Annotated in this window: 12 protein-coding genes; 9 read left to right on the top strand and 3 right to left on the bottom strand. The window is 37.2% G+C overall.

Features of this window, described 5'->3' with window-relative positions; all coding sequences use genetic code 11:
* Positions 1-3 precede the first annotated feature (3 nt).
* Genes mreC through rodA form a run of 4 tightly spaced genes read left to right on the top strand, consistent with a single transcriptional unit; the run spans position 4 to position 4436 of the window.
* Entirely contained in the window at positions 4-828 is an 825-nt protein-coding gene (mreC, locus tag NU09_RS08585; RefSeq protein WP_129750867.1) for a rod shape-determining protein MreC, read from the top strand.
* Positions 821-1327, top strand: coding sequence for a rod shape-determining protein MreD (locus NU09_RS08580; RefSeq protein ID WP_129750866.1), 507 nt, complete (start codon positions 821-823; stop codon positions 1325-1327). Before mreC ends, NU09_RS08580 begins: the two co-directional genes overlap by 8 nt.
* Positions 1324-3180: a penicillin-binding protein 2 gene (gene mrdA / locus NU09_RS08575; protein WP_129750865.1), complete on the top strand. Its 1857-nt coding sequence runs from the start codon at positions 1324-1326 to the stop codon at positions 3178-3180. The genes NU09_RS08580 and mrdA overlap by 4 nt, the downstream gene beginning before the upstream one ends.
* Positions 3180-4436, top strand: coding sequence for a rod shape-determining protein RodA (rodA, locus tag NU09_RS08570; protein WP_129750864.1), 1257 nt, complete (start codon positions 3180-3182; stop codon positions 4434-4436). The genes mrdA and rodA overlap by 1 nt, the downstream gene beginning before the upstream one ends.
* On the opposite strand, the gene NU09_RS08565 is transcribed toward rodA, so the two are convergent.
* From NU09_RS08565 to NU09_RS08555, 3 genes are read right to left on the bottom strand one after another with little or no spacing between them, the layout of a single operon-like run.
* Entirely contained in the window at positions 4437-5045 is a 609-nt protein-coding gene (locus NU09_RS08565) for a hypothetical protein (RefSeq protein WP_129750863.1), read from the bottom strand. It abuts the gene before it with no gap.
* Positions 5046-5059: 14 nt separating this feature from the next.
* Positions 5060-6169, bottom strand: coding sequence for an ABC transporter permease (locus NU09_RS08560; protein WP_129750862.1), 1110 nt, complete (start codon positions 6167-6169; stop codon positions 5060-5062).
* A 6-nt stretch (positions 6170-6175) separates the two neighbouring features.
* Positions 6176-8362, bottom strand: a complete 2187-nt coding sequence (locus tag NU09_RS08555) for a carboxy terminal-processing peptidase (RefSeq protein WP_129750861.1) — start codon at positions 8360-8362, stop codon at positions 6176-6178.
* A 138-nt stretch (positions 8363-8500) separates the two neighbouring features.
* Here NU09_RS08555 and surE point away from each other — a divergent pair, with 138 nt between their 5' ends.
* The 5 genes from surE to NU09_RS08530 all read left to right on the top strand — a co-directional run bounded on the left by surE (position 8501) and on the right by NU09_RS08530 (position 13516).
* The gene (gene surE, locus NU09_RS08550; protein WP_129750860.1) at positions 8501-9271 is read left to right on the top strand and encodes a 5'/3'-nucleotidase SurE; all 771 of its coding nucleotides are present in this window, start codon (positions 8501-8503) and stop codon (positions 9269-9271) included.
* Complete coding sequence (locus tag NU09_RS08545) at positions 9272-9553, top strand: hypothetical protein (RefSeq protein ID WP_129750859.1); 282 nt, start codon at positions 9272-9274, stop codon at positions 9551-9553.
* Between the two features lie 44 nt (positions 9554-9597).
* Positions 9598-10716: a lipid-A-disaccharide synthase gene (lpxB, locus tag NU09_RS08540; protein WP_129750858.1), complete on the top strand. Its 1119-nt coding sequence runs from the start codon at positions 9598-9600 to the stop codon at positions 10714-10716.
* Between the two features lie 64 nt (positions 10717-10780).
* Entirely contained in the window at positions 10781-11461 is a 681-nt protein-coding gene (locus NU09_RS08535; protein WP_129750857.1) for a C40 family peptidase, read from the top strand.
* Between the two features lie 60 nt (positions 11462-11521).
* Complete coding sequence (locus NU09_RS08530; protein ID WP_129750856.1) at positions 11522-13516, top strand: ComEC/Rec2 family competence protein; 1995 nt, start codon at positions 11522-11524, stop codon at positions 13514-13516.
* Positions 13517-13519 lie beyond the last annotated feature (3 nt).

Below are 13519 nucleotides of genomic sequence, written 5' to 3'. Positions count from 1 at the left end.
TTCATGCAGCAAATATTTAATTTTATATTTAAAAACAGTATTTTATTACTGTTTTTGCTGCTTTTAGGCATATCGTTGTCGCTGGTTATACAATCTCACTCTTACCACAGGAGCAGATCTGTAACATCAGCCAATGCTGTGTCGGGATACGTATATCAAAAAATTAACGATGTAGAGCAGTATTTCAGCCTTAAAACAGAGAATGAAAAACTTGCCGCCGAAAATGCCGAGCTTAAAAAGATACTATACAACGGTAAGGACAGCATCGCCACAACCACAACTCCAACAGCTGTTACCGGTAATTTTGTAGTTACACAATCAAGGGTAATTTCAAATTCATTTGGCAAGAGAGACAACTACCTAACCATAAACAGCGGAACAAACGATGGGGTTAAACGCGATATGGGTGTGGTAAGTTCACTTGGGGTTATAGGTATCATCGAGAATACATCTAAAAATTATTCTACCGTTATCAGTGTGCTAAATACCCGTATTAAGCTGGATGCAAAAATAAAGAAGAACAACCACTTTGGAACTCTTAAATGGGACGGCAAGAATGCAGGGTTTGCATTACTTACTGAAGTACCAAGACTGGCAGAAGTAAACAAGGGAGATACCATTGTTACAGGAGGCCGTTCGGTTATTTTCCCTGAAAACATTCCGATAGGTAAAATCGAAAAAGTATTTATAGACAAAAAAACAAACTACTATACACTACAAATAAGACTGTTTAACGACATGACCAGTCTTGACCATGTGTATATTATAGAGAATAAGGATATACAGGAAATAACAACACTGGAAGCACAAACAACAGCAAATGAATAGTACTGTTATAACAAATATCGCAAGGTTTATCCTTTTACTGGCTGTACAGGTTTTTATCTTCAACCGTATAAACCTTTTTGGATTTATCAATCCTTATCCTTACATACTATTTATATTACTATATCCTGTTAACGGTAGTAAAGCAGGACTACTGTTATCCTCTTTCTTTTTAGGACTTATAGTAGACATGTTCCTAAACTCAGGAGGTGTTCATGCAGCAGCCTGTGTTACCCTGGCCTATCTTCGCCCTACATTCTTTAAATTTTCTTTTGGTATCAGTTATGAATACCAAACCATAAAAATAAATGAACGCCTCACGCCCGAGAGATTTTCATTTATCCTGATTTCAGTTGTAACTCACCATATAATTTTATATCTTTTGGAGATATTCAGTTTTAGCTTAATTCTGGATATATTATGGAGAACGTTACTAACAACTGTATTCACTTTGATAATTAGCACTACAATAATTTACTTAATCAAGCCGGGCAAACAATGAGAAAGATTTTACTGCCAGCATTAATTATAGCTGCAGCACTGCTGATAGCAGCCAGACTTTTTTATTTACAGATTCTTGATGACTCCTACATCCAGAAGTCGGAAAACAATGCTATTAAGGTAAAATATGAATATCCCGAACGCGGTTATATATACGACCGTAACGGAGAACTGCTTGTTGCAAACCAACCTTCATACGACATTATGGTCACACCTAATGAGATGAAGAACACCGATACCCTTGAAATTTGCAGCCTGCTGGGTATTACCAAAGAAGATTTTATACGAAAAGTAGAAAAAGCAAAAGTATACAGCCCAAGGTTACCTTCTATATTCCTGCCACAGCTTAACAAAAAAGAGTTTGCTGCCTTTCAGGAAAAAATACGCCGATTTAAAGGTTTTGATATCGTTAAGCGTTCGCTTAGGGATTATCAGGTAGATGTAGCTGCTAATGTTTTTGGCTACATACAGCAGGTAAACTATAGCACCATACAAAACAACCCTTATTACAAAAGCGGTGACCTTATCGGGAAACAAGGGGTTGAAGAAGTCTACGAGGATATACTTAGAGGTGTAAAAGGTGTAAAACGGATACAAAGAGATCGTTTTGGCCGTGAGATAGGACCTTTCAAAGATGGCATTTATGATACTATTGCAGTAAAGGGAAAAGACATTACCCTAACCCTTGATGCCGAACTGCAAAAATACGGTGAGTCGCTTATGTTTGAGAAACGTGGCGGTATTGTTGCTATCGAGCCTAAAACAGGAGAAATACTGGCACTGGTAACTGCTCCCTCATACGATCCGTCAATTTTGGTAGGAAGAAAGCGTTCAGAAAATTACACAAAGCTATATAACGACACTATAAGTCTTCCTCTTTTTGACAGGGGATTACTTGCAGAATACCCTCCGGGATCTCCGTTTAAAATATTAACCGGACTTGTAGGTTTACAAACCGGCGCGATTGACGAAAACACTACATTCGTTTGTCATCATGGTTTCTTTTACGGTCGCGGGGCGTTTATGAAATGTCACGATTCAGGACCTGTAAAACTACACAATGGTATTTATAATTCATGCAACACTTATTTCGGCAGCACCTATAAGCAAACCATAGATAAGTTTGCGTCACCAAAAGAGGGTGTAGACGTGTGGAGTAATCACCTTAAGAGTTTCGGACTAGGAAACTTTTTGGGTTACGATTTACCTCCAGGAAGAAAAGGACTTATTCCTGACGGTAATTATTATGACCATTGGTACCCTAACGGCGGATGGAGAAGTTCTACAATTATATCTAACGCTATTGGACAGGGTGAGGTTAAAATGACTCCTATACAATTGGCAAATATGATGGCTGCAGTAGCTAACGAAGGTTATTACTACACTCCTCACATCATTAAAAAAATACAGGGAGACAAAATAGACCAAAAGTTTACCACAAAACATTACACAACTATAGATCAGGAACACTTTAAACCTGTTATAGACGGACTTTATGATGTATATAACCTGGGTACAGCAAGAAGCCTGCGCGTTGAAGGCATTGAGATTTGCGGTAAGACCGGTACGGCCGAAAACTTTACCAAAATAAACGGAAAAAGAACACAGCTTACCGATCACTCTATATTTGTAGCATTCGCACCAAGAAATGATCCAAAAATAGCCATCGCGGTATTTGTGGAAAATGGTTACTGGGGCGCCCGTTGGGCAGGGCCTATTGCCAGCCTTATGATTGAGAAATATCTAAAAGGCGAAATAACAAGGAAAGACCTTGAAACAAAAATGCTTACCCAGGGACTTAAAGCAGAATATGAAAAACCGTTAAGCGGAAAACCGTTTACCATTAACAAATAATGAAAAATCAGAGCGTTATAAATAATATTGACTGGCCTTTGGTATTACTATATGCAGCATTAGTAGTACTGGGTTGGATGACTATTTATTCCGCTTCGTTACCGCTCGAAGAAACTTCTATTTTTGACCTTGGTCAGATTTATGGTAAGCAAATGCTTTTCATTATGATGAGCATTCCTTTAATAAGCGTTATACTTTCACTGGATGCCAAGATATACGAGAAGTATTCACTCATTTTCTATATCCTCTCACTCATACTCCTCGCGGGGTTATTTGTGGCTGGTAAAACTATTAAGGGACAAACTAACTGGTATGCTTTTGGCGGGTTTAGTATACAGCCCTCTGAGTTTGCAAAGATTGCCACTGCACTTATCCTTTCAAAATACCTGAGTGATGTACAGATAAACCTTAAAAACACTAACCATCAGCTTATCGCGTTTGGTATTCTTGCTCTACCTATAATGCTTATTATGTTGCAGCCGGATGCCGGTAGTGCAATGATATTTGCTTCGTTTGTACTGGTACTGCACCGTGAAGGCTTGCCTGCCTGGTATTTATGGACAGGATTTTTAGCTATAGTACTTTTCCTGGCTGCATTACTTATTAAGTTCCAGTTCCTGTTTATTTATATAGTGGCAGGAGTTATTATACACTATGTACTTACCCGAAGGGCGAGACGAAATATTATACTTTACGGAATTTCGCTTGTAGCAATGATAGGTTTCTCCTATTCGGTAGACTATGTGTTTGAAAGTGTACTTGAAGATCACCAAAAAGACCGTATTAATGTACTTTTTGATAAGAACGTAAACCAAAAGGCGGAAGGTTACAACCTTAACCAGTCTATGATTGCCATTGGTTCAGGTTCATGGCTTGGTAAAGGCTACCTTGAAGGAACACAAACAAAAGGCGGTTTTGTGCCGGAACAGCATACCGATTATATTTTTACCACAGTAGGTGAAGAATGGGGCTTTACAGGCGCAATGGTGGTAATCGTTTTGTTTGCAGCACTACTACTTCGTGTATTATACCTCGCAGAAAGGCAAAAATCGCGCTTTAGCCGAACGTATGGCTATTGTGTGGCAGCAGTACTCTTTATGCACTTTTTTGTAAATATAGCGATGCTTATTAAGCTTTTCCCTACTATTGGGGTACCACTTCCGTTTTTCTCTTACGGAGGATCGAGCTTATTTGCCTTTACAACGCTGTTGTTTATATTTATAAAACTGGATGCCAATAAGGTTAATGAGTGGTAATCAATCATTAATCTTTCTATATTTCAGCTTTTTAATTTTTACAAAGTTTTTAGTTATTCTAAAAGAATCATCAAAATAACTAGTCGCTAAGGTTTTACCCTTTATTTTTATATAAAAAGTATTTGAATTTTTATTTACAACCCTATAAAATGAAGCTGATTCGGACAGACCGTAATGATTTACTTTTATTGAGTCAACAATAATATTTTCATAATCTACTCTCCCATTGTCATCTGCTGAAAAATATTTACCTTCCAAATAAACTCCAAAAGAATGACCTAAAGCTCCAACTTCATCAAACAACTCTATATGAGGATCATCATTAGTAGATTCTCTAACTAGTATATAATCCTCTTTATACTCCTGATAACTTTTCAGGATAAGTTTTCCTTTATATAAACGCCATTCTCCTTTACTTTCACAACACCAGCCCCCTACATCCATAAAATATTTGTAATCAAAACTTTTATCCTTGTTAAGATTAAGTATCCCTTCAGTATAATCTCCTGAAACTTTATATTCTCCAATCGCATCACTTTCGTTAAGTCTTAAAACTCCACATGAAGACAAGTTAATCAGTAAAAGAAAAAGGGCTAAAAATCTTATCATAAGTATTAAAAAGATTACTCTGCTTTAACATCCAGGGCATCCCTCAGGGCATTACCTACCATCATAAAGGCAAGCACCAATAGTAGCATTGCAATTCCCGGAGCCAGTGCCAGATATGGTTTACCCAAAATAATATAGTTGTAGTGGTCTTTAATCATCCCTCCCCAACTTGGAATGGGAGGCTGTGCTCCAAGCCCTAAAAAGCTGAGTCCGCTTTCTACAAGAATGGCCGAAGCAAAATTTGCAGCCGATATAACGATTACCGGCGCCATGCTATTGGGTAATATATGGTTAAAAATTATTCTTCCGTTGTTATAACCTAAAGCCCTAGCTGCCGTTACAAACTGCATTTGTTTTATACTCATTACCTGCCCCCTAACCACACGGGCAACCTCTACCCACATAGTTAGCCCCACAGCAACAAATACCTGCCAGAAACCTTTACCCAACGCAAGGGTAATGGCAATAACCAAAAGCAGTGTAGGTATAGACCATATAATATTTACCAGCCACATTACAAAGGCATCTACCTTTCCTCCAAAATAACCTGCTATAGCACCAAAAAATATCCCAACAATAAGTGATATAAGAACTGCCACAAAACCTATGGAAATGGAAACTCTTGAACCTACCAGAAGCCTGCTAAGCAAATCCCTCCCCTGGCTGTCGGTACCCAATATAAATTTTTGCTGTTTTATATAATCAGCCTTTATTTTTTCGGCATCCTTAGTTCCAAATATCGTTAGAGGGACTGTTTTGGTAACAGCCAGATCGGCATCAGTGGTATATTCTTTATAAATAAGACTATCCCCTATTATTTCGTAACCTAAAATGGGTACTTTAGGCTGTATAAAATCTTTGCCTGTAAAGTAATCGCTTAAATGTGTTTCCTCTGTCTTACCGGAAACAGGTAGTGTAAGCATCTGCACGGTAAAACCCGGTGATTTAGAGTGAATAGAAAGATCACCCCAGTTTGCATTTTTTGTTTTATCGGGAGCCAACACATAGGCAAACAAGGCGACAAACATAAGGATTACAATAAACGACAAACTTAAAACGCCCCAAAAGTTCTTCCTGAACTTTTGGAGCGCTAAGCCTGTAAGGGATTGATTATTTTTATTCATTAAAACTTATCTGGTTTTAATAGGCTTTTCTTTTTTGTTTAAAGATACTGTTTTGGCAGCTTTAGGCTGCATATCTTCAAGTACGTTTAGTGCTTCCTCTACATATACATCTTTAGAAAGACTTTCATACCATCTTTGTTTTTTCTCTGCAGCGGCAGGATCTTTTTCAAAAGCAGCTTTTTCCTGCGGTAGTGGCTCAAACTGTAAACTGTTTTTATAATCAGATATCGCTTTGAACTTTTTGGTTATCTCTTCCGTTTTCGCAATTTCAGCTTTAAACTTGTCTATGTTAAGATCGAATTTAGTATCATCTTTTTTAGCATCAATCCATTTAGCATTTTCATCGATTAGCTTAAACTGGTCATTTTTAGAAATCCTGTCTTTACTGTTTGCAATAACAAGATCGAAATTATTATTGAAACGTGTAAACGAAGCAGCATCTATTTTATCCCATGGCATTGCGTTTTCTGAATCACGCTCTCCCATTTCAAGGTAAGCATATCTGTCCGGCATAATAATATCACTATAAACACCTTCTCTTTGTGTAGAACCACCATTAATACGGTAGAACTTTTGTGTAGTGGTTTTTAGTGCCCCTAAATCACCCATAGAGTTACCCCTAACAAACTGATTAAGGTCTATTACATTTTGAACAGTACCTTTACCATAGGTATGTCTGCTCCCTAAAATAAGTCCGCGGTTGTAATCCTGAATTGCAGCTGCAAAAATCTCTGAAGCCGAAGCCGAAAAGTTATTTACCAATACCACAAGCGGTCCGTCCCACTGCACTTTAGTATCCTTATCTTCAAGAACTTCTTTATTTTTTCCGGTAGTCTTAACCTGAACAACAGGCCCTTTAGGAACAAACAGCCCTGTCATATCCACAACGGTTTTAAGCGAACCTCCGCCGTTGTCCCTAAGGTCAATAATAATACCTTTTACACCGTTTTGTTTAAGTTTTTCAACTTCTGCTGCTACATCTTTAGCAGCATCACGGTTGTCTTTGTTCTCAAAGTCAATATAGAACTTAGGCAGGTTGATAATACCATATTTTAATCCGTCTTTTTCAACAACGCTTGATTTGGCATACGTCTCTTCCAACTCAACCACTTCCCTGGTTATAGGAATTACTTCAATACTACCGTCAACTTTCTTAACCGTTAGTCTAACCTCAGTACCTTTTGGCCCTTTAATTTTCTTAACCACATCTTCAAGGCGCATACCTGCAATATCTACTGGCATTTCCTCTCCCTGAGCCACTTTCATGATTAGGTCACCCTGCTCAAGCTGTTTACCTCTCCAGGCAGGACCACCAGGTATAAGTTCAGATATCTCTACATAATCATTTTTCTTCATTAACCTTGCCCCTATACCTTCAATAGAACCTCTCATACTGTCATCAAACTTCTCCTTATCATCCGGAGCAAAGTAGAATGTATGTGGGTCAAATCTTTCGGCAATAGCGTTAAGGTAAATACTAAACCATTCATCGCGTGTAAGATCTTCAATAAACTCAAAGTATTGGTCCAATGATTTTAAACTCGCTTCACGAGCTTCTTTCTCAAGTTCATCAAACGGTTTTGTTTCAGGCTTATCACCTTCTTTGTCTTTTTTCTCTTCAAAAGCCTTTGCTGCCTTATCCTGAACTTTTTGTTTATCAGTTACAGAAGATAATACCGAAAGCTTAAGTTGTTTTTCCCAACGTGTTTTAAGCTCGTCCTTACTTTTCACGTAAGGCTTATGCTCATAGTCGGCATCAAAAGTTTCGTTTATTGTATAATCAAAAGGTTTACTTAGTATATCCTTATAAAGTCCTTCCGACTCTTTTATCCTTTTAAGTAGTCTTGTATAGGTAAGATCAAAAAATGTAAGATCCCTTTCCCTAATCATATCATCAATCTTAAGTTCATATTTAGAGAACTCATCGATATCCGACTGCATGAAGAAACGTTTTGAAGGATCAAGCCCTTCTATATAATCTTTATAAACTCCTTTAGAGAAATTATCATCTATTGCAGCAGGGTCATAATGGCCTTTCTCAATAACAAATGTTATAAGTTCAAGTAATAATTTATCTTTTTCGGGATCTGACTGTTTCTGTCTTGGCACAAAACTAAATAGTGCTACTGTTAATACAGCAACAACTATAAGTATCTTATAATTTCTTTTCATAAATCTCAAAATGGCTTTCATTATAAATTCTGTATAAAAAAGCGTGCCAAAAATTCACCTGACATTAAATTCCGCCAATAAAAATGAGGGGCACGAAAGCAAAAATGCTTATTTTAGCTAACGTAAAAGTACAACTCTTATTTTGATTTCACTACACAGATGAAGAAAAAACCGCTTATACTGGTTACTAATGACGACGGTATTTCTGCCCCCGGCATACGTGCACTTATTTCGGTAATGAAAGAGATTGGGGAAGTTGTGGTGGTGGCACCCGACAGTCCGCAATCGGCCACCGGACATGCCATAACCATAAATAACACCCTGTTTATAAATAAGATAGACATTGACCCGGATGTAGAAACCGAATACAGTTGCTCAGGCACTCCGGTAGACTGCGTTAAGTTTGCCGTTAACGAAATTCTTAACCGCAAGCCCGATTTATGTGTTTCCGGAGTTAATCACGGCTCCAACTCATCAATCAATGTAATTTACTCCGGCACGATGAGTGCCGCAGTTGAAGCTGGTATTGAAGGTATCCCGGCTATAGGTTTTTCTTTATTGGATTACAACTGGAATGCCGATTTTGAGCCCGCAAAACCTTTTATAAAAAAAATAACTCAACAGGTTTTAGATAACGGATTGCCCGAAGGAGTTATACTTAACGTAAACTTCCCTAAGCTTAAGGAAAAAGAAATAAAAGGCATGAAAGTTTGCCGACAGGCCAAAGCCATGTGGATGGAAGAGTTTGATAAAAGACAAAACCCACAGGGACGCGATTATTACTGGCTGACAGGAAAATTTGTAAACCTTGACAATGGCGAAGATACAGACGAATGGGCACTTAAAAACGGATACATATCTATTGTACCTGTACAGTTTGACCTTACTGCCCATCACGCTATACAACAACTTAATTCGTGGAAATTATAAATGAAACTAACTGATTATATCCAATTATTCTTAGGCATAGTTATAGGCCTGGCAGCAGCCTTACTGGGTGTTTATCTTTTTTTAGAGTTATTTACCGATAATGGTTTTGAAAACGGCTTAAGTACAATGCGTGCCGAAGGTTTGTTAGGAAAAGTAATTACCATAGGTACAGTATTAAATCTCATCGTGTTTTTTATACTTATACGATTAAAAAAGGATATGATGGCCTGGGGTATAATTGCAGCTACTGCAATTCTTGCCCTTATTACGCTAATTGTATAAAACGCTGCTTTAAAATAACTATTTTTGGCTCTTAAACTTTAAGCATGAAATATTACATAATTGCAGGAGAAGCTTCGGGCGACCTACACGGCTCCAATCTTATGAAGGAACTTTACAAACAGGATCCGGACGCAGAAATACATTTTTGGGGAGGAGACCTTATGCAGCAAACCGGAGGCACACTAATAAAGCATTATCGTGATCTTGCATTTATGGGTTTTGCAGAAGTAGTGCAAAACCTGCGTACTATTTTAGGCAACATTAAGTTTTGCAAACAGGATATAGAATCCTTTAAGCCTGATGTAATTATCTTCATCGATTACCCAGGCTTTAACATGCGTATTGCCAAATGGGCTAAAGAAAAAGGCTATAAAACACATTACTACATTTCACCACAAATATGGGCATGGAAAGAAAACAGGATAAAAGCCATAAAAAGGGATGTAGACCATATGTATATCATCCTTCCGTTTGAAAAGGATTTTTATGAAAACAAACATCAGTTTGCCGTTGAGTTTGTAGGCCACCCGCTTATAGATGCCATACAAAACAGAAAAGCAACTGATGCCGAACAATTCAGAAAAGAAAATAATCTTGACGACAAGCCCGTAATCGCGTTGCTGCCCGGTAGCCGTAAACAGGAAATATCTAAAATGCTAAGCGAAATGCTGTCGGTAGTGAACTATTTTCCCGACTATCAGTTTGTAATAGCAGGAGCACCATCACAGGATTATGAATTCTATCAGCAGTTTTTAAAAAACAGTAATGTTCATTTTATAAGCAACAAGACTTACGATCTGCTAAGCATTGCCCATGCCGCATTAGTTACATCAGGCACTGCCACACTGGAAACAGCCTTATTTAAAGTACCGGAGGTAGTTTGCTATAAAGGAAACTGGATTTCTTATCAGATTGCAAAACGTATTATCACGCTTAAATACATATCACTGGTTAACCTTATAATGGATCGCGAAGTGGTAAAAGAACTTATTCAGGACGAATGTAACAAGAAGAACATTAAAAAGGAACTGGAGAAGATACTTAACCCTGAACACAGGAAAAAAGTACTTGAAGACTATAATCTTTTAGAGAAAAAACTAGGCGGTAGCGGGGCTAGCCAAAAAACTGCACAATTAATAATACAACATTTAACCAAGGCATAAACAACTTATAAATTTATTTCTATATTTGTGAATAAGCCATCCGTTAAACTATAAGATTACACTTTTGAAAAACCTTTTGCCTATATACCTGTTAGCCATGATGATGATTTCCTGTAAAGCATCATCTCAGATAATAACATCTAAAGAAGAGGCAAAACAAAAAGGGGTTTATTCGTATAGCGATACCGATAAGGAGACTTCTCTTAACAACACAGGAGGTGGCAGTTCTTCCAAAAAGAAAAATAAGAAGAATAAAAAATCGGAACCTGTTGCCAAAAAGAGCAATAAGGCTTCTGAAAATGAAATTGTACTGGATAACACCGAGTATGATTATACCACTACCCTAAATCCGGGCAACTATCTTCAAAACCAGATTGTTTTTAATGCTTTGGAGTATAACGGAGTAAAATACAAAACAGGAGGAACAACCAGAGACGGAATGGACTGTTCCGGACTTGTATTTACAACATTCAAGATTTTTGACATTAGCCTTCCGAGAAGTTCTCATGAGCAGGCTAAAGTAGGAAACACCATAAAACTATCTGAAGTTAAAACCGGCGACCTGCTTTTCTTTAAGAACAATCCAAGAAGAAACGTTATTAACCACGTAGGACTGGTAGTATCTACTGATAACGGGGATATTCAGTTCATCCACTCTACCCTTAGCCTAGGTGTTGTAATATCCTCTATGAGTGAGGATTATTATAAAAGAACCTTTGTGCAGGCAAACAGGGTTATTAAATAAATTCAAACTGTAATATTTAGCTTACTTTCTTATCTTTGGTAACACCTTACCTAAAGATTTATGATAATAGCATACATTACCCTCTTTATGGCAACCGGAATTTTTACCGGCTATTATCTTAACCTTTCCCCTCTTGTTACCGCACTCTTTCTAAGCCTTTCAGCAGTAGTATTTGCATTAACCTATCGTAAAAGCAAAAAGCAGTTAATTCAAAAACCATACTTTGCAATCACTACCGGATTACTGGCATTTGCACTGGGATTATTCAGCATAACTGCGCATAAGGCTATCAACCATAAAAATCATTATTCGCATTACCTTAATAACGATGTTATTATTGAAGGTACGATAGCGGAAAGACTCAAACCGAATGATTTCTCAGAAAGGTATTTTTTGGAAGTCAGCTACGTAAATCAAAAACATACAAGCGGAAAGATTTTAGTGAGCACTCCTATAGCAAAGCCACTTGAAATTGGTGATAAAATTATAATTACCGAAAAACCCAAAGCCATTAAAAAACCGCTTAATCCCTATCAGTTTGATTATGCAGAATACATGGCAAAGCAAAATGTTTATCACGAAATAAGGCTAAACAAAAACTATATAAAAGCAGGGAAGGTCAAGAACATTAATTACTACATTCATAACCTTAGAAACACCTTAATAAAAAGTTTTGATACATCACATTATAACAAGACAACCATAAACTTTTTAAACGCTTTACTCTTGGGACAAAGACAGGATCTTGATCCTGTTTTAACCGAAGCTTATGCATCAGCAGGTGTAATGCACATTCTCGCCATATCAGGTTTACACATTGCTATCCTGTTTTATATAATTAGTTTTCTAATTAAGCCTCTTGACTATCTTTACAAAAAAGGAAGATTATTCAAGCTTGTATTACTATTAACATCACTCTGGATTTTTGCAATAATTTCAGGACTGTCACCATCGGTAGTTAGGGCAGTGATTATGTTCAGTTTTATAAGCATCGGACAATACATAAACAGAGACACCAACCCTATTAATTCAATTGCTGTTTCAATGCTTCTTATTTTAGTGGTTAGTCCTGACCAACTGTTTGACGTAGGATTCCAGTTGAGCTATACTGCGGTAATTGCAATAGTTATATTTAGACCTCTCTATAAGAACTTCAAACCTTCCAGATACAGGGTAATGAATTACTTTCTGGAAATAACGCTCATTTCTGCGATAGCACAAATAAGCCTGCTCCCGTTTTGCCTTTATTACTTTAAGCAATTTCCGGGGTTATTCATCCCAGCTAATACCATAGTTGTACCATTAACAGGACTCATATTAATAGTAGCCCTGCTTACATTAGTCTTAAACTTTACTTTTACTCAGGCATCTTTTATAACAGGACAATTTTTGGAATGGCTTATTAAAGCGATGAATGCTTACACATCATGGATTGCCTCGTTCAGCAGCTTTAATTTTAGGAATATCACTTTTACAATCGGCCTGTCCATTCTTTTAGGAGGGGCATTGATTTGCATTGGCTTCTGGCTATTTAAACAATCATATAAAAGAACAATAGCTGTTTTGGCAAGTCTATTAATTTTCCAGATAGGTTATTTAGCATATAGAACTACTATTAACAACAAAGAAGAACTTATTGTATTCAACAGCTATAAAGAGCCTCTTATTACCATTAAAAAAGAAAAACAGGTTACTATATTGAGTAACGACACGCTTGCATCATCCCTGCAAGCCATTACAGACTACAAAATGGCCAATTTTAACCCAAAAGACACCATTATAACCCTCAAAAACTTTTTGTTGCTTAAAGAGCAGAAAATACTCGTAATTGACAAACGCAACTTATATCCTGAAAACATAAAGCCCGATATTATAATCCTTACTCAATCGCCAAAAGTAAATCTGGATAAAATAGTAACCCAGTTAAACCCTAAACAGGTAATTGCTGACGCAACTAATTACCCGTATTTAATTTCGCTATGGAAAGCGACTTGCATGAAAAGAAAAATCCCTTTTCATGCCGTAGCCGAAAAGGGATATTATATACTTGAATAATTA

It is taken from the genome of Flavobacterium beibuense (assembly GCF_004151245.1).
Classification (GTDB): domain Bacteria; phylum Bacteroidota; class Bacteroidia; order Flavobacteriales; family Flavobacteriaceae; genus Flavobacterium; species Flavobacterium beibuense_A.
This window is presented reverse-complemented; position numbering and strand designations above follow the sequence as displayed.